The sequence below is a fragment of the Nocardioides sp. LMS-CY genome, assembly GCF_018732145.1.
Classification (GTDB): Bacteria; Actinomycetota; Actinomycetes; order Propionibacteriales; family Nocardioidaceae; genus Nocardioides; species Nocardioides soli.
In genome coordinates this window covers 3,043,326-3,060,000 of the sequence record NZ_CP076104.1, presented here as the reverse complement: position 1 = coordinate 3,060,000, position 16,675 = coordinate 3,043,326, and the positions used below count along the sequence as shown (strand labels likewise).

15 protein-coding genes and 2 rRNA genes (1 of these 17 running past the window's edge) are annotated in these 16,675 nt (G+C 70.9%); 14 read left to right on the top strand and 3 right to left on the bottom strand.

Annotated features, from left to right (window positions below):
* From KM427_RS14670 to KM427_RS14660, 3 genes are all read left to right on the top strand, one after another.
* Positions 1–1,647, top strand: a 23S ribosomal RNA gene (locus KM427_RS14670) (it extends 1,510 nt beyond the left edge of the window).
* A gap of 164 nt (positions 1,648–1,811) precedes the next feature.
* Positions 1,812–1,928, top strand: a 5S ribosomal RNA gene (gene rrf / locus KM427_RS14665).
* Positions 1,929–2,128: 200 nt separating this feature from the next.
* A complete protein-coding gene (locus KM427_RS14660; protein ID WP_215524340.1) occupies positions 2,129–2,500 on the top strand; it encodes a single-stranded DNA-binding protein in 372 nt (123 codons plus the stop codon).
* On the opposite strand, the gene KM427_RS14655 is transcribed toward KM427_RS14660, so the two are convergent.
* Positions 2,475–3,596 carry a DUF1015 family protein gene (locus KM427_RS14655; RefSeq protein WP_215524339.1) on the bottom strand — a complete coding sequence of 374 codons (1,122 nt, stop codon included), beginning with the start codon at positions 3,594–3,596 and terminating at the stop codon, positions 2,475–2,477. The genes KM427_RS14660 and KM427_RS14655 overlap by 26 nt on opposite strands.
* A 48-nt stretch (positions 3,597–3,644) precedes the next feature.
* Here KM427_RS14655 and KM427_RS14650 point away from each other — a divergent pair, with 48 nt between their 5' ends.
* From KM427_RS14650 to KM427_RS14620, 7 genes are all read left to right on the top strand, one after another.
* The gene (locus KM427_RS14650) at positions 3,645–4,652 is read left to right on the top strand and encodes an HAD-IIA family hydrolase (protein ID WP_252274531.1); all 1,008 of its coding nucleotides are present in this window, start codon (positions 3,645–3,647) and stop codon (positions 4,650–4,652) included.
* 9 nt (positions 4,653–4,661) lie between these two features.
* Complete coding sequence (locus KM427_RS14645; protein ID WP_183594337.1) at positions 4,662–4,883, top strand: hypothetical protein; 222 nt, start codon at positions 4,662–4,664, stop codon at positions 4,881–4,883.
* Between the two features lie 2 nt (positions 4,884–4,885).
* Complete coding sequence (locus tag KM427_RS14640) at positions 4,886–5,725, top strand: TlyA family RNA methyltransferase (protein WP_215524338.1); 840 nt, start codon at positions 4,886–4,888, stop codon at positions 5,723–5,725.
* Positions 5,722–6,717, top strand: coding sequence for an NAD kinase (locus tag KM427_RS14635; RefSeq protein WP_252274529.1), 996 nt, complete (start codon positions 5,722–5,724; stop codon positions 6,715–6,717). The genes KM427_RS14640 and KM427_RS14635 overlap by 4 nt, the downstream gene beginning before the upstream one ends.
* Entirely contained in the window at positions 6,710–8,458 is a 1,749-nt protein-coding gene (gene recN, locus KM427_RS14630) for a DNA repair protein RecN (RefSeq protein WP_215524337.1), read from the top strand. The genes KM427_RS14635 and recN overlap by 8 nt, the downstream gene beginning before the upstream one ends.
* Before the next feature lie 74 nt (positions 8,459–8,532).
* Positions 8,533–9,684: a putative cytokinetic ring protein SteA gene (steA, locus tag KM427_RS14625; RefSeq protein WP_215524336.1), complete on the top strand. Its 1,152-nt coding sequence runs from the start codon at positions 8,533–8,535 to the stop codon at positions 9,682–9,684.
* On the top strand, positions 9,681–10,547 hold the full coding sequence (locus tag KM427_RS14620; protein WP_215524335.1) for a copper transporter: 867 nt from the start codon (positions 9,681–9,683) through the stop codon (positions 10,545–10,547). Before steA ends, KM427_RS14620 begins: the two co-directional genes overlap by 4 nt.
* 33 nt (positions 10,548–10,580) lie before the next feature.
* On the opposite strand, the gene KM427_RS14615 is transcribed toward KM427_RS14620, so the two are convergent.
* Together KM427_RS14615 and KM427_RS14610 are read right to left on the bottom strand one after the other, a co-directional pair.
* On the bottom strand, positions 10,581–11,246 hold the full coding sequence (locus KM427_RS14615; protein WP_215524334.1) for a hypothetical protein: 666 nt from the start codon (positions 11,244–11,246) through the stop codon (positions 10,581–10,583).
* Positions 11,247–11,293: 47 nt separating this feature from the next.
* On the bottom strand, positions 11,294–11,944 hold the full coding sequence (locus tag KM427_RS14610) for a zinc metalloprotease (protein WP_215524333.1): 651 nt from the start codon (positions 11,942–11,944) through the stop codon (positions 11,294–11,296).
* A gap of 334 nt (positions 11,945–12,278) precedes the next feature.
* Between KM427_RS14610 and pyrG the strand changes: the two genes are divergently transcribed.
* The 4 genes from pyrG to xerD are packed head-to-tail and all read left to right on the top strand — an operon-like array spanning position 12,279 to position 16,675.
* Positions 12,279–13,970: a CTP synthase gene (pyrG, locus tag KM427_RS14605; protein WP_215524332.1), complete on the top strand. Its 1,692-nt coding sequence runs from the start codon at positions 12,279–12,281 to the stop codon at positions 13,968–13,970.
* A gap of 7 nt (positions 13,971–13,977) precedes the next feature.
* On the top strand, positions 13,978–14,583 hold the full coding sequence (locus KM427_RS14600; protein ID WP_183594345.1) for an NUDIX domain-containing protein: 606 nt from the start codon (positions 13,978–13,980) through the stop codon (positions 14,581–14,583).
* 28 nt (positions 14,584–14,611) lie between these two features.
* A complete protein-coding gene (ald, locus tag KM427_RS14595) occupies positions 14,612–15,727 on the top strand; it encodes an alanine dehydrogenase (RefSeq protein ID WP_183594346.1) in 1,116 nt (371 codons plus the stop codon).
* A 12-nt stretch (positions 15,728–15,739) separates the two neighbouring features.
* Positions 15,740–16,675: a site-specific tyrosine recombinase XerD gene (gene xerD, locus KM427_RS14590; protein ID WP_215524331.1), complete on the top strand. Its 936-nt coding sequence runs from the start codon at positions 15,740–15,742 to the stop codon at positions 16,673–16,675.

Genomic DNA, 16,675 nt, shown 5'->3' with positions numbered 1-16,675 from the left:
GCGTAGTCGATGGACAACGGGTTGATATTCCCGTACCGGCAAAGTAGCGCCCATGACGAGGCCGGTGATGCTAACCACCCGAAGCCCGGGTGACCGATCCCTTCGGGGTGAGGCGTCTGGGTGGAGCGTGGGATCCGATCCGGTAGTAGTCAAGCGATGGGGTGACGCAGGAAGGTAGCCCAACCACGCCGATGGTTGTTGCGTGGGTAAGCAGGTAGGGGACGGTCTAGGTAAATCCGGGCCGTGGTGTCGTAAGGCACGACCCTGAGATGTGATGCCGAGCCCGTATGGGTGAAGTGGGTGATCCTATGCTGTCGAGAAAAACCTCTAGCGAGCTACGCGCCGCCCGTACCCCAAACCGACTCAGGTGATCAGGTAGAGAATACCAAGGCGATCGAGCGAACCATGGTTAAGGAACTCGGCAAAATGCCCCCGTAACTTCGGGAGAAGGGGGGCCGGATCCGTGATACCCCTTGCGGGTAGTAGCGGTGATGGCCGCAGAGACCAGGCCCAAGCGACTGTTTACTAAAAACACAGGTCCGTGCGAAGTTGTAAGACGATGTATACGGACTGACTCCTGCCCGGTGCTGGAAGGTTAAGGGGACGGGTCAGCCACGTGAGTGGTGAAGCTCAGAACTTAAGCCCCAGTAAACGGCGGTGGTAACTATAACCATCCTAAGGTAGCGAAATTCCTTGTCGGGTAAGTTCCGACCTGCACGAATGGAGTAACGACTTGGGCGCTGTCTCAACCGTGGACTCGGCGAAATTGCACTACGAGTAAAGATGCTCGTTACGCGCGGCAGGACGGAAAGACCCCGGGACCTTTACTATAGTTTGGTATTGGTGTTTGGTTCGGCTTGTGTAGGATAGGTGGGAGACTGTGAAGCATCGACGCCAGTTGGTGTGGAGTCATCGTTGAAATACCACTCTGGTCGTACTAGATGTCTAACCTAGGACCATGATCTGGTTCAGGGACAGTGCCTGATGGGTAGTTTAACTGGGGCGGTTGCCTCCTAAAATGTAACGGAGGCGCTCAAAGGTTCCCTCAGCCTGGTTGGCAATCAGGTGTTGAGTGTAAGTGCACAAGGGAGCTTGACTGTGAGACAGACATGTCGAGCAGGGACGAAAGTCGGAACTAGTGATCCGGCCACGGCATGTGGAAGCGTGGTCGCTCAACGGATAAAAGGTACCCCGGGGATAACAGGCTGATCTTCCCCAAGAGTCCATATCGACGGGATGGTTTGGCACCTCGATGTCGGCTCGTCGCATCCTGGGGCTGGAGTAGGTCCCAAGGGTTGGGCTGTTCGCCCATTAAAGCGGCACGCGAGCTGGGTTTAGAACGTCGTGAGACAGTTCGGTCCCTATCCGCCGCGCGCGTAGGAAACTTGAGAAAGGCTGTCCCTAGTACGAGAGGACCGGGATGGACGAACCTCTGGTGTGCCAGTTGTCCCGCCAGGGGCACGGCTGGTTGGCTACGTTCGGAAGTGATAACCGCTGAACGCATCTAAGCGGGAAGCACGTTTCAAGATGAGGTTTCCCACCGGGTTAACCGGGTAAGGCCCCCAGCAGAACACTGGGTTGATAGGCCAGAAGTGTACAACCGTGAGGTAGAGCTGACTGGTACTAATAGGCCGAGGGCTTGTCACACAAACCCTCAACAAAACCCACAACACATTCCTGCATCGACACTCGCGTCCACAATCCAAAACACCAGACACAACAAGACCATGCCCTCGACAGGCCGTGATCTCTAACTGAACAGATGCTTGGCCACACACCGTGACAACACCGGTGCGTGACGCCACCAGAGTTACGGCGGCCATAGCGAAAGGGAAACACCCGGTCCCATCCCGAACCCGGAAGTTAAGCCTTTCAGCGCCGATGGTACTGCAACCGAGAGGCTGTGGGAGAGTAGGACGCCGCCGGACATACTTTTGAAACAGGGTCACCCCTTCGGGGGTGGCCCTGTTTCGCATTTCGGGGTGGTCGTGAACTACCGCTCGTCGCTGGGTGGGCGCCCACTTTCCGCGCACAGTAGGCGTTCGAACCCGCTTGTCCACAGGAAGGCCCGGGCTGCGGCCCGGGTGTCGGTCCGGGCGGGCATCGTCGGGGTCGGAGGTGGTGGCAGATGTCAGCACGACAGAAGGCGACGAAGCTCGCGAAGCCGGGGGAGCATCCGGTGGCCAACGAGGTGCGGCTGGTCGGGCGGGTCTCGCAGGCCCCGGCGGAGCGCGTGCTGCCCAGCGGTGACGTGCTGTGGACCGTCCGGGTGGTGGTGCCGAGGCCGAAGGGAGCGGCCCGCGGGACGGTGGACGCACTCGACTGCGCCGCGTGGACGAAGCGGGCGCAGCGCGCGGTCGCGTCCTGGGGGCCGGACGACGTCGTGGAGGTCACGGGGGCGATGCGGCGGCGCTTCTTCCGGACCGCGCAGGGCGCCGTGTCGCGAGTGGAGGTGGAGGTGAGTCGAGGCAGGGTCATTCGTCGCGCAGGGAGCGGATGAGCACCCCGGCGCTCGGCTTGGGCTGGAAGGAGGTGACCTTCTCGGGCAGCAGTCGACCGAGGCCGGCGACCCGGAGCACGTCGACGAAGTCGGGCGCGGGCATGAGCAGCGCCAGTCCGCGGCGGCGCGCGACGGCGCGGAGTGCGTCGTCGAGCGAGTGAGCGTGCGCCACGGCGCTCGGGGCTCGCTCCAGGGCAGGAAGCAGGTCGTCCTGCAGGATCTCGGCGGTCAGCCGCTCCTCGTCGCGGGGCAGCTCGATGGCGGCCCACTCGCGTCCGTCGGTGGCGATGACGGTCTCCTGCGAGAGGGTGGCGACGGCCTCCTGGGGGCCGAGGCCGCCCCGCACCCGCGGTCCGAGCCGGTCGAGGTCGGTGATCCGGAGTCCGAAGAGCACCCGGTGGATCGCGCCGAGGAACAGCGGGGTGTCGTCCTGGTCGACCAGCATGGCGAGCCCGGCCCTGGTGGCCGGCGCCAGCTCGGGATGCTCGGTGCGGAGCAGGCCGTAGGCGGCGTACCGGTGGTGGCCGTCGGCGATCAGCGCTCGGGTGTCCCGGAGGCCGGCGTCGACAGCGGTCAGAACCTCCGGATCGCGGATCGCCCAGATCCGGTGGTACTGCCCGGACCGGTCGGTGAACTGGCGGTCGGTGGGTGCCGTTTGGACGGCGCGCAGCAGCTCGCGCAGCGAGGTGGGGGCGCGGTGGGTGAGCAGGATGGGGGCGGGGTTCATCGCCATCTCGGCCATCCGCTCGGCCAGGTCCGCGGCCTGCGTGGGATGCACCCCCTCATGCGGGTAGACCGCGATCTCGTCGCGCGTGGTCGCCTGGTGGGTGAGCGCGAGCGCGCCGACGAGGCCGCGGACCGTGATGCCGGAGGTCGTGTACTCGTGCAGGTAGAGCGCGGGCTCGCGATCCTGGACCACCTGGCCGGTGCGCTGCCATTCGGCGAAGCGTTCGGCGACGTCACGGTGCGGTCGGGCGAAGGCGCGGGCGGACGCCTGCCCGCCGACGCGGTTCGGGGCGAGCATGAGCGCCCGGAAGGGCTCGAGTCGCAACGGCCGCGCCACCAGGGCGGGGGTGGCCACGACGTCGGAGTCCATCGGTGCATCGTAGGGTGCGGCCCAAGTCCGCGAACGGAGGAGGTGCGCGTGCTCGGCACGTCGGAGGTGCCCCTGAGCGAGGGCTACGACCTCGCCATGCTCGACCTGGACGGGGTGGTGTACATCGGTGGCGACGCCGTCCCGGGCGCGGCCGCCGAGCTGTCGCGGGCACGCGAGGCGGGGATGCGGCTGGCCTTCATCACCAACAACGCCTCCCGGACGCCGGACCAGGTGGCCGGCCAGCTCCGCGGGCTCGGCGTGGCCGCCGAGGCGTCGGACGTGGTGACCTCGGCGCAGGCGGCGGCCCGGCTGCTCGCGGACCGGTTCGGCCCGGGTGCCCGGGTGGTCTGCCTGGGCGCCGAGGGTCTGGAGCAGGCGCTGCGCGCCACGGGGCTCGCGCCCGTGGGGGTGACCGACGAGGCCGTCGCGATCGCCACCGGCTACGGGCCGGACGTGCCGTGGGCCGCGATCATGCGGGCCGCGGTGCGGATCCGGGACGGACTGCCGTGGGTCGCCAGCAACACCGACCACACGTTTCCGGCGGCGTTCGGAGTCGCGCCGGGCCACGGCGTGCAGGTGGCGATGCTGCGGGACTTCACCGGGGTGGAGCCGGTCGTGGCCGGCAAGCCGGCCCGCCCGCTGCTCGACGAGACCATCCGCCGGGTCGGCGGGATGCGACCGCTGATGGTGGGGGACCGGCTGGACACCGATATCGAGGGCGCGAACGCGGCCGGTCTCGACTCGCTGCTGGTGCTCACGGGCGTGACCGGGCTCGCCGAGCTGGCGGGGGCGCGGCGAGAGCTGCGACCGACCTACGTCGCACCGGACCTGGGCGGGCTGCTCGAGCCGCAGCCGGCACCGGTGCCCGGACCCGACCCGGGGGAGCAGCGGCTCGGCGGGTGGTCGGTGGTCGGCGATCACGGTCGGCTCCGGGTGACCGGCGGGGGATCGCCCGGCGACTGGTGGCGGGTCGTCGCAGCGGCGGCCTGGCAGCACCTGGACGCGACCGGGGAACCGGTCGACCTGACTGCGACGACGCCGCCCTCCGACGGGTAGCCTCGACCCATGAGCGAGGACCCCGATCTGCCCGTCCCGGAGGAGCCCGAGGCGACCCCGCCCGAGCCGGAGCGGGTGCGCACCGGGGTGCCGCATGTCGACGAGGTCATCGCCGCGGTGGAGCAGCTCGAGGAGCGGCCGCTGGAGGAGCACGTCGGAGTGTTCGAGACCGCGCACGCCCAGCTGCGCCGGGCCCTCGACGACACCGACCGGCCGACCGACCCCGCCTGACCGTGCCGCCGCGACGTCTCCGCCTGGACGCCGAGCTGGTCCGCCGCCGACTGGCACGCTCGCGCGAGCATGCGAGCGAGCTGATCGCGCAGGGTCGGGTGAAGGTGGCTGGCGCGCCGGCCACCAAGCCGGCGACCGGAGTGACCACCGACGTGGCGATCGTGGTCGCCGACGATCCGGATCGGCCCGACTACGTCTCGCGCGGGGGACACAAGCTGGCCGGGGCGCTGGCGGCGTTCGAGCCGCACGGGTTCGTGGTGGCGGGCCGGCGCTGCCTCGATGCGGGCGCGTCCACCGGTGGCTTCACCGACGTGCTGCTGCGCCACGGCGCCGGCCAGGTGGTGGCGGTCGACGTCGGTTACGGCCAGCTGGCCTGGCGGCTCCGCCAGGACGAGCGGGTCGTGGTGCACGACCGCACCAACATCCGGGAGCTGACGCCGGAGCTGATCGGCGGTCCGGTCGAGGTCGTCGTGGGCGACCTGTCCTTCATCTCGCTCCAGCTGGTCCTCGACGCCCTGCTGGGCGTCGTGGTGCCGGACGCCGACCTGGCGCTGATGGTCAAGCCGCAGTTCGAGGTCGGCAAGGACCGCGTGGGCAAGGGCGGCGTCGTGCGTGACCCCGCACTGCGCGCGGAGGCGGTGCTCGGCGTCGCCGCCGCGGCCGCCGGTCGCGGTTGGGGCGCCCGGCGGGTGGCCACCAGCCCGCTGCCGGGCCCGTCGGGCAACGTCGAGTTCTTCCTCTGGCTCAGGAAGGGCCCGCCCGAGCTCACCGACGAGGAGGTCCACAGCACCGTGCGGGCCGCCGACCAGCTGGGGGTGCCGGGTGAGAGGGTGGACCCGTGACGACCTCCACCGAGCTGACGCCCACGTCGGAGCGCCGGGTGCTGCTCGTCGCGCACACGGGGCGCGACGACGCGCGTGAGGTCGCGCGCTCGTTCGCGAAGGCGCTCAACACCCACGGCCTGGTGGTGCGGATGCTCGCCGAGGAGGCGACCGAGCTCGGGCTGGCCCCGGGGGGCGACGTCGAGGTGGTCCGCCACGGCGACCCGAGCGGCGGCTGCGAGCTGGTGGTGGTGATCGGCGGCGACGGCACCATCCTGCGGGCGGCCGAGCTGACCCACGAGTCCGGTACGCCCGTGCTCGGGGTGAATCTCGGCCACGTCGGCTTCCTGGCCGAGGCGGAGTACGACGACCTCGAGTCGACGATCGACGCGGTCGTCCACAAGCGCTACACCGCCGAGGAGCGGCTGACGCTCGACGTCACCGTGCACCGCGATGGCGAGGTCATCGAGCGCACGTTCGCGCTCAACGAGGCCAGCGTCGAGAAGGCCGCCCGCGAGCGGATGCTCGAGGTGGTCGTCGAGATCGACGGGCGCCCGCTGTCGCGCTGGGGATGCGACGGCGTCGTCTGCGCCACGCCGACCGGGTCGACGGCGTACAACTTCAGTGCCGGCGGTCCGGTCGTCTGGCCGGGTGTGGAGGCGCTGCTGCTGGTGCCGATCAGCGCACACGCGCTGTTCGCGCGGCCGCTGGTCGTGGCGCCGACCTCGGTGCTGGCGGTCGAGGTGCTGGCGCGCACCGAGGGTGCCGGCGTGCTGTGGTGCGACGGCCGGCGCACGGTGGACCTGCCGCCGGGCGCCCGGATCGAGGTGCGCCGGGGGGAGATGCCGGTGCGGCTGGTGCGACTCCACGAGGCGCCGTTCACCGACCGGCTGGTCGCGAAGTTCGACCTGCCGGTCGAGGGCTGGCGGGGTTCGACCGAGCGTCGCCGGCGGCTCGCCCAGGAGGCTGCTCGCACGTCGGCCCCCGGGCAGGGCGAGGAGCGCGATGCTTGAGGAGATCCGGATCGCCTCGCTCGGCGTCATCGACTCCTCGACACTGGAGCTGGGCCCCGGCCTGACCGTGATCACCGGTGAGACCGGAGCCGGCAAGACGATGATCGTGACCGCCCTCGGGCTGCTGCTCGGTGGTCGGGCCGATACCGGCGCGGTACGCACCGGCGCCCGGACCGCGCGTGTCGAGGGCGTCGTCCGGGTCGACGGGATGGCGGAGTTCGGCGCGGCGGTCGAGGAGGCCGGTGGCGAGGTCGAGGACGACCGGGTGGTGCTGGCCCGCAACGTCTCGGCGGAGGGGCGCTCGCGCGCGTTCGTCGGCGGCGCGTCGGTGCCGGTGACGACCCTGTCGCAGGTCGCCGAGCCCCTGGTTGCGGTGCACGGCCAGTCCGACCAGCACCGACTGCTCCAGGCACGCGCCCAGCGGGAGGCGCTGGACCGGTTCGGCGGGGCGCGACTGGCGAAGCTGGCCTCGACGTACGCCGACCTGCATCGCCGCCTCGAGGCCACCGAGCGGGAGCTCGAGGAGGTCGTCGCGACGGCGCGCGAGCGGGCCCAGGAGGCCGACCTGCTGCGCTTCGGCCTCGGTGAGGTCGAGGCGGTGGCCCCCCGGGCGGGCGAGGACGCCGAGCTGGCGGCCGAGGAGGCGCGGCTGGGCTTCTCCGACACGTTGCGCACCGCCGCCGAGCAGGCACGCGAGGCGCTGTCGAGCGAGCACGGCGACCCGGACTCGTTGACCGCTGCGTCGGCGGCCCGCACGCTGCTCGACGGCGTCCGTGAGCACGACCCCGAGGCGGGTGAGCTCGCGGACCGGCTGGCCGAGCTGACCTACCTGCTCTCCGACCTGGCGGCCGACGTCGCGTCGTACGCCACCCGCATCGAGACCGACCCGGCCCGGCTGGCGGCGGTCTCGGAGCGACGGGCGGCGCTGACGGCGCTGACCCGCAAGTACGGCGAGACCATCGACGAGGTGCTCGCCTGGGCGGAGCAGTCGGCGACCCGGCTGCTCGACCTCGACCACACCGACGAGCGGATCGAGCAGCTGCGCGGCGAGCAGGAGTCGCTGCGCGCGCGGCTCGGCACGGCGGCGGCCGAGCTGTCGGCGGCCCGGTCGAAGGCCGCGGCACGCCTCGCCAAGGAGGTCACCGCCGAGCTGGCACTGCTCGCGATGCCGCACGCCCGGTTGACGATCGAGGTCCGCCAGGCCGAGGTCGACCCGCCCGAGCGACTGCTGCACGGACCCCTGCTGGTCGGCGAGCGCTGGCTGCGCCACACGGCGTCCGGCGTCGACGAGGTCGAGCTGATGCTGGCCGCCAACACCGGCTCCGAGCCGCGACCGCTGTCGAAGGGTGCCTCGGGAGGTGAGCTCTCCCGCGTGATGCTCGCGCTCGAGGTCGCCCTGGCGGGGACCAGCCCGGTGCCGACGTTCGTCTTCGACGAGGTCGACGCGGGCGTCGGCGGCGCGGCCGCGGTCGAGGTCGGTCGCCGGCTCGCCCAGCTCGCCCGCAGCGCCCAGGTGCTGGTCGTGACCCACCTGCCGCAGGTCGCGGCGTACGCCGACCGGCACGTCGTCGTGGAGAAGTCCTCCGACGGCTCGGTGACCAGCTCCGGACTCCTGGTCCTCGACGAGGAGCAACGGGAGCGGGAGCTGTCGCGAATGCTCGCCGGACTGACGGACTCCGACACCGCGCTGGCGCACGCCCGCGAGCTGCTCGAGGTCGCCCAGCAGGCGCGCGGCGGCTAGTCCAAGCTGAGGGCGACGCGCCCGACCGCACGGTACCGAGATCGTCTAGACCGGTTTGGCACGATGGCCCGGTCATGACCACCCCACCTCTCGCCGACGCCACCACCAGGACGGTCGGCACCGCTCGGGTCGGTCGTCGGGCCCGTGATCTGGTGCCCCGGCTGCGACCCGGCGACATCGCCGTCCTCGACCACCTCGACATGGACCGGGCCAGCGCGCAGGCCCTCGTGGCCTCCGGAGCGATCGCGGTCGTCGATGCGGCCGCGATCATCTCGGGTCGCTACCCGAACCTCGGGCCCCGCACCCTCGCCGAGGCGGGCCTGGTCGTCGTCGACGGGATCGGCGCGGCCGGGCTGGCGGCGATCCGGGACGGCGCCGAGATCGCCCTCCACGGCGGCCGCGTGCTGGTGGACGCCGTCGTGGTGGCCGACGGGCGACCGCTCGACCGCGACGCCGTCGAGGCGGAGATGGTGCGGGCGCGCAGCGGGCTCGCGAGTCAGCTCGCGGCGCTGGCGCACGGGAGCACCGAGCTGCTCCGGCACGAGGAGGACCTGCTGCTGCACGGCGTGGGCGTGCCCCGCCTGGCCACCCGCGTCGCCGGTCGGCCGGTGCTCGTGGTGGCCCGCGACCACGAGCGCGCCGACGAGCGCGCCGGCGTGCGGACCTTCCTGCGCGAGCAGCACCCCGTCGTGGTCGGCGTGGGCGGTGCCGCCGACGCGCTGCGCGCCGACGGGGTGCGCTGCGACGTGGTCGTGGTCGACGAGGCGGACGAGCTGCCGACCGCCCAGACCCTGCGGGCCGCGGGCGACGTCGTGGTCCGCACCGCCGGCGACGCGCGGGGCGTGGTCGAGCAGCTCGAGCGACTCGGCGTCCGGTCCTCGGTGGTCCGGACCTCGACGGCGCCCGAGGACGTCGCCCTCGTGGTCGCCGACGCGGCGGAGCCGAGCGTGATCGTCGGCGTGGGGCTGCGGGCCACGCTCGAGGACCTGCTCGACGGCGGCCGCCCCGGCGCCGCCGGCGCCGTGCTGACCCGGCTCAAGGTCGGGCCCCGGCTCGTCGAGGCGACCGCCGTACCCCACCTCTACTCGGGCCGGGTGCGCCCGTGGCACCTGCTGCTGGTGATGCTCGCCGGCCTGGCCGCGCTCGCCGCGGCACTCTCCGTGACCCCGGTCGGCCAGGAGTGGGCCGACTCGATCTCCGACACCTTCCAGGGACTCTTCTCGTGATCTCCTACCGACACCACATCGTGTCGCTGGTCGCCGTCTTCCTCGCCCTCGCCGTCGGTGTGGTGCTCGGCGGCGGACCGCTGTCCGAGCTCGGCCGCGACGACCGGCCGCCCGCGGCGGCGATGAGCGCGCAGCAGACCGGCGCGCGCATCGCCGAGTACGGCGACGCGTTCGCGACGTCCGCGGCGCCGACGCTGTACGCCGGGCGGCTCCAGGAGCACCCCGTCGCCGTCGTCACGATGCCGGGTGCCGCCCCCGACGTGGTGGGCGCCCTCACCGACCAGGTCGCCGCCGCGGGCGGCACGGTCGCCGGGACCTACGCCGTACGCCGGGCGCTGGTGGACCCGTCCCAGAAGTCGCTCGTCGACACCCTCGGCGCGCAGCTGGCCGCCCAGCTCGGCGACGCGGCGGTCGCGCCGGAGGCCTCGACGTACGACCGGATCGGACAGCTGCTCGGCCTGGCGGTGGCCCCGGACGGCCTCGCCGCCGCGGACGTCCGTGCCGTGCGGGAGAGCCTGGCCGGGGCCGAGCTGCTGGACCCGCCCGCCGAGGTCGGGCCGGCCGAGGTGGTGCTCGTGCTGCTCGGCGACCGCACCGACCCGGCCGTGCTCTCCGGCGTCGTCTCGGGCCTCGCCGCGCAGGCGCCGGGTGTCGTGGTGGCGGGGGAGACCGCGACGGCCGCGGCCGGAGGCGACCTGGTCACCCTGCGCGGCGAGGAGGCCGCCGCGACGGTCGCCACCGTCGACGGGGCGGAGACCGCGCTGGGTCAGGTCACGACGACCCTGGCGCTGATCGGGTCGCTGACCACGCAGGGCGGATCCTTCGGAGCGTCGGGTTCGGACGGAGCTGTCCCCCTGACGTGAGGTGGCGGCCCGAGCGCGTTCGCGGCCGGCTGGCTAGGAGCCCTGCGCGACAGCCGCTCGAACGCGCTTGACCACGTCGGCGAACGATCCGCGCTCGAGCTCGGCGCTCCACGCTTGGTCGGCTTCCCCGAGAGGAAGCTCAGTGGAGCCGTTGACCTCGTCGATCAGGCCCGCCGAGTTGACGACTCGATAGACCTCGCGCGCGAACTCGTCCTTCATGGGCTCGAGCCTCTCGATCGAGGGGATCGGCGCGCCCTTGCGACGCAGGATGAACAGCGAGGTCTCGCCGACGACGGCCGTACGCTCCTCGACAGCACTCGGTGTATTCGGCCCGAACTCGAGTGTGATCTCACCTGAGGTGGGACCGACTGGCTTGCCGCCGAGAATCTCCCCAAGTTCGACCGTATAGACGGTCATCTCGGAGGTCATGGTCTCGTCCCCCTCGGACTCGACCCAGGTGCGCCCCGGCTTCGCGTCGGTGACCGTCCCGACGGCAACAAGGTCCGCCGAGTCCGTCAGGCTCGGCAGCGAGTCGTACCACTCGACCTCCCAGCCGGTGATCTGATGGATTGCCCACGGGTTCCTCTCCTGTCCGGGATCGACCGTGTGGTCGGCCCTGCTGGAGGATCGCGCCGACGGATCTGTTGAACGATTCGTCTCGTCCGTGAGGCCGCCGCATGCCGAGACCAACAGGAGCATCGTTGCCGCCGTAGCCAGGCGAGTTGGGATACGCATGGTGTGGGCTCCTAGTAGTTGGCGAGGACTTGGTTGACGTCCTCCGCGGAGTACGTATTGGCCAGGGAGTTGTTCGGGGTCGTATTGGTCTTCATGCATGAGCTAGATGGATCGGAGGCGTCCTCGTGCCGAAGCCCGACGGTGTGGCCCAGTTCATGGCAGGCGAGTGCGCGGCGTCCCCAGGTCGTGTCCCAAGCCCCAGCCAACGCGTAGTTGATCCGCAGAACCCGTCCGTAGCACCAGCGGTTTGGATGCGTCCCGCCCAAGGTCGCGGACGACGGACAATCGGTCCAGCCGTATGCCGGCGTATCCCCGTACTCGCCGTCCATGATGCGGACGTCGTAGTCCGATCCATCGACATACGTCCACGTGAAGTCGAATCGTGGGAATTGGTTGTTGAGCGCCCATTGGGTCATGTTGCCCGTCTTGGTCAACGTGTCGTAGTAGTCAACTCGGTGGCTCTTGTTGTTCGCTAGCCAGGGACCGCCCACAGCGGAACCGAAGTTCGCGTGGGCGGGACTCATCACGAGTAGCGGGAGGGCGAGCGCCACGAGGCCGCCGACGAGGATCATGCGTCCCAGTTGGGTAAGTCCGCCCACCGGATTGAACACCCGGCGGCGAAATCCGCGCCCAGTGGTTCGTGAGACGTTCGAGACTTCCATCAGCCCGCACCTCCGTCTTCGGCAGGTGGACATCGTCAAGGTCGTCGGCAGGTCCCGTCCTCCACCTCGAAAATTCACCGTAGGCCGCACTGGAGTCATGCGGGCAGCAGGCACGACGATGAGCAACGGCAGAAGCCTGGCTCTTGTCAGGCAGGTGACAAGTTCGGACTCATCTAGGCCACGCTGCGACCCGCGACGCGTCGGCAAGTGCGATCGTCGACACCCGTCGGAGACGACGCTTGCCATCAGAGCGCCGGTCGCTGACCACGCAGGGCGGATCCTTCGGAGCGTCGGGTTCGGACGGAGCCGTCCCCCTGACGTAGCATGGAGTTCCGTGATCAACGGGACGCCCACCAAGCACGTGTTCGTGACCGGAGGCGTCGCCTCCTCGCTCGGGAAGGGCCTGACGGCGTCCAGCCTCGGCAGCCTTCTCAAGGCTCGCGGCCTGCGTGTGACGATGCAGAAGCTCGACCCCTACCTCAACGTCGACCCGGGCACGATGAACCCCTTCCAGCACGGTGAGGTGTTCGTCACCAACGACGGCGCCGAGACCGACCTCGACATCGGGCACTACGAGCGCTTCCTCGACACCGACCTGAGCCAGATCGCCAACGTCACCACGGGGCAGGTCTACTCGAGCGTGATCGCCAAGGAGCGGCGCGGCGACTACCTCGGCGACACCGTGCAGGTGATCCCGCACATCACCAACGAGATCAAGGAGCGGGTCCTCGCGATGGGGGGCGACGACGTCGACGTGGTGATCACCGAGGTCGGCGGCACCGTGGGCGACATCGAGTCGCTGCCGTTCCTCGAGGCCGCGCGCCAGGTGCGGCACGACATCGGCCGCGGCAACTGCTTCTTCCTGCATGTCTCGCTGGTGCCCTACATCGGCCCGTCCGGTGAGCTCAAGACCAAGCCCACCCAGCACTCCGTGGCCGCACTGCGCCAGGTCGGCATCCAGCCCGACGCCGTGGTGTGCCGGGCCGACCGGGAGCTCCCGGAGTCGATCAAGCGCAAGATCTCGCTGATGTGCGACGTCGACCAGGAGGCGGTCGTCACCGCCGCCGATGCGCCGTCGATCTACGACATCCCCAAGGTGCTGCACCGCGAGGGCCTCGACGCCTACGTCGTACGCCGCCTGGACCTGCCGTTCCGCGACGTCGACTGGACCGTGTGGGACGACCTGCTGCGCCGGGTGCACCACCCCCAGGAGGAGGTCACCGTCGCGCTGGTCGGCAAGTACATCGACCTCCCGGACGCCTACCTGTCGGTCGGCGAGGCGCTGCGCGCCGGCGGCTTCGCCCACGAGGCCAAGGTCAACATCCGCTGGATCGCCTCCGACGAGTGCGCCACCCAGGCGGGCGCGGCCAAGCATCTCCAGGACGTCGACGCGATCTGCGTGCCGGGCGGCTTCGGCGTGCGCGGCATCGAGGGCAAGCTCGGCGCCCTGACCTACGCCCGCACCCACGGCATCCCGACGCTCGGCCTGTGCCTGGGCCTGCAGTGCATGGTGATCGAGTACTCCCGGAGCATGCTCGGCCTGGAGAAGGCCGGCTCGACCGAGTTCGACCCGGACACCCCGGAGCCGGTGATCGCGACCATGGAGGAGCAGCTCGAGTACGTCGAGGGCGCCGGCGACCTGGGCGGCACGATGCGGCTGGGGCTCTACCCGGCGGCGCTCAAGGAGGGCTCGATCGTGCGCGCGGCGTACGGTGCCGCCCAGATCGACGAGCGGCACCGGCACCGCTACGAGGTCAACAACTCCTACCGCGAGCAGCTCGAGGCCGCGGGGATGGTCTTCTCCGGCACGTCGCCCGACGACAGCCTGGTCGAGTTCGTCGAGCTGCCGCGCGAGGTGCACCCCTACTACGTGGCCACCCAGGCGCACCCCGAGCTGCGCTCCCGGCCGACCCGCCCGCACCCGCTGTTCAAGGGGCTGGTCGGTGCGGCGATCGAGCGGCAGAAGGAGCTGCGCTTCCCGATCGACGAGAGCGGGCTGCGTCGCGAGCCGGTCGACGAGGACTGAGCGACCGATGGGAGCTGGAGGGGTGCATCCGGAGCTGGCCGACCGGGAGGAGAGCTGGCCGGTCGTCCGTTCGGAGGACCGGCACCGCGACGGCTGGGTGGTGGCGCTGCGCGAGGACTGGCTGCAGCGCCCCGGCCACCCCGGCGACGAGCCGTTCGGTCGGCTGGTGCTGGAGCACCCCGGCGCCGTGGTGGTCGTGGCCGTCGACGACCGCGAGCGGGTCTTCTGCCTGTGGCAGTACCGGCACCCGGCGCGGCGCCGGTTCGTCGAGCTGCCGGCCGGGATCCTCGACGTCGACGGCGAGGATCCGCTCACGACCGCCCGGCGCGAGCTGGTCGAGGAGGCCGGGCTCGAGGCGACGGAGTGGACGCCGATCGGCACGTCGTACTCCTCGCCGGGCATCTCCGCGGAGCGGCACCACTACTTCCTGGCCCGCGGCATCTCCGAGGTCGACCGCGGCGGCTTCGTGGCCGAGCACGAGGAGGCCGACATGGAGACCGGCTGGGTGCCGGCCGCCGACCTGATCGCCGCCGTGGTGGATGGCAGGATCACCGACGGCCACAGCATGATCGCGCTGCTGATGGCGCAGGCCCGGGGGCTTCTGCGAGTCTGACGTCGGTAGACGACGACAGGAGACCCCGATGAAGATCGGCGTGCCCAGGGAAGTCAAGAACCACGAGTACCGCGTGGCGATCACCCCGATCGGGGTGCACGAGCTGGTCGCGCGCGGGCACGAGGTGTTCGTCGAGCAGGGCGCCGGGGTGGGGTCCCAGATCGACGACGAGGAGTACGCCGGCGCCGGTGCGAGGATCGTCGCGGACGCCGACGAGGCGTGGGGCGTCGCGGAGATGGTGCTGAAGGTCAAGGAGCCGGTCGAGGAGGAGTTCCACCGGCTGCGTGACGACCTGACGCTGTTCACCTACCTCCACCTCGCGGCCGACAAGCCGCTGGCCGAGCGGCTGTTGAGCTCCCGGGTGACCGGCATCGCCTACGAGACCGTGCAACTGCCCTCGGGCGCACTGCCGCTGCTCTACCCGATGTCGGAGGTGGCCGGCTGCCTGGCGCCCCAGGTCGGCGCCTACTCCCTGATGAAGGCCCGCGGCGGCCGCGGCGTGCTGATGGGTGGCGTGGGCGGTGTGGCCAACGCGAAGGTCGTCATCATCGGCGCCGGCGTCTCCGGCCAGAACGCCGCCAACATCGCGCTCGGCATGGGCGCCGACGTGACGCTGCTGGACACCGACCTGGACAAGCTGCGGATGTCGTTCTGGCGGTACAACAACCGGGTCCACGGCTTGGCGTCGTCGCGCCTCGCGATCGAGCAGCAGGTCATCGAGGCCGACCTGGTGATCGGGGCGGTGCTGATCCCGGGTGCGGCCGCCCCGAAGCTGGTCTCCAACGATCTGGTCTCGCGGATGAAGCCGGGCTCGGTGCTCGTCGACATCGCCGTTGACCAGGGCGGGTGCTTCGAGGATACCCGGCCGACCACGCATGCGGACCCGACCTACCAGGTGCACGAGTCGACGTTCTACTGCGTGGCGAACATGCCGGGCGCGGTGCCGAACACCTCGACGTACGCGCTGACCAACGCGACCATGCCGTACGTCGTGGCGCTGGCCGACAAGGGCTGGCTGCGGGCCTGCCGCGACGACCGCAGCCTCGCGCTGGGGCTGAACACCCACGCCGGGCGGCTGACCAACGCCCCCGTCGCCGAGTCGGTCGGTATCGCGGCCGTCGGACTGGACGAGGTGCTCGCCTAGGATCGACCCGCCATGGGTGATCCACAGCGGGCCGTCCGCACCTACCTCGACCACCTCTCGGTCGAGCGCGGGCTGGCGGCGAACACGCTCGCGTCGTACCGCCGCGACCTGCGCCGCTATCTCGGCTACCTGGACCAGGCCGGCATCGACGATCTCGACCGGGTGAGCGAGGCGACGGTGACCGGCTTCCTGGTGCGGCTGCGCGAGGGCGACGCCGAGCACCCGGCGCTGAGCTCGACCTCGGCGGCCCGGACCGTGGTGGCGGTGCGTGGCTTCCACAAGTTCGCGGTCGCCGACGGCCTCGCGACGACCGACCCGGCGAGCGGGGTGAAGCCGCCGGCGCCCGCGAAGCGGCTGCCCAAGGCGCTGCCGCTCGCCGACGTCGAGGCGATCCTCGACGCCGCCGGCGCGCCGGGCACGACGCTCGCGCTGCGCGACCGGGCCCTGCTCGAGCTGCTCTACGGCACCGGCGCCCGCATCTCGGAGGCGGTCGGCCTGGACGTCGACGACCTCGACCCCGGCGCGTCGGGCGTCGACGGGACCGTGCTGCTGCGCGGCAAGGGCGGCAAGGAGCGGATCGTGCCGGTCGGGTCCTACGCCCGCGAGGCGGTCGACGCCTACCTGGTCCGCGGCCGACCCGAGCTGGTCGCGGCCGGGAGGGGGACGGCGGCGCTCTTCCTCAACGCCCGCGGCGGTCGGCTGTCCCGGCAGTCCGCGTGGGCGGTGCTGGTGAAGGCCGCCGACCGGGCCGGCGTCACCAAGGACGTCTCACCGCACACGCTGCGGCACTCGTTCGCCACGCACCTGCTCGACGGCGGCGCCGACGTCCGCGTCGTGCAGGAGCTGCTCGGGCACGCGTCGGTCACGACCACCCAGGTGTACACACTGGTGACCGTGGACAACCTGCGCGAGGTCTTCGCGACCGCACACCCCCGGGCGCGGGACTGA

Coding starts and splice junctions, on each gene's coding strand:
- KM427_RS14660 (WP_215524340.1), top strand. CDS start 2,129: ATGTCAGCACGACAGAAGGCGACGAAGCTCGCGAAGCCGGGGGAGCAT.
- KM427_RS14655 (WP_215524339.1), bottom strand. CDS start 3,596: ATGGACTCCGACGTCGTGGCCACCCCCGCCCTGGTGGCGCGGCCGTTG.
- KM427_RS14645 (WP_183594337.1), top strand. CDS start 4,662: ATGAGCGAGGACCCCGATCTGCCCGTCCCGGAGGAGCCCGAGGCGACC.
- recN (WP_215524337.1), top strand. CDS start 6,710: ATGCTTGAGGAGATCCGGATCGCCTCGCTCGGCGTCATCGACTCCTCG.
- steA (WP_215524336.1), top strand. CDS start 8,533: ATGACCACCCCACCTCTCGCCGACGCCACCACCAGGACGGTCGGCACC.
- KM427_RS14615 (WP_215524334.1), bottom strand. CDS start 11,246: ATGCTCCTGTTGGTCTCGGCATGCGGCGGCCTCACGGACGAGACGAAT.
- KM427_RS14610 (WP_215524333.1), bottom strand. CDS start 11,944: ATGGAAGTCTCGAACGTCTCACGAACCACTGGGCGCGGATTTCGCCGC.
- KM427_RS14600 (WP_183594345.1), top strand. CDS start 13,978: ATGGGAGCTGGAGGGGTGCATCCGGAGCTGGCCGACCGGGAGGAGAGC.
- ald (WP_183594346.1), top strand. CDS start 14,612: ATGAAGATCGGCGTGCCCAGGGAAGTCAAGAACCACGAGTACCGCGTG.
- xerD (WP_215524331.1), top strand. CDS start 15,740: ATGGGTGATCCACAGCGGGCCGTCCGCACCTACCTCGACCACCTCTCG.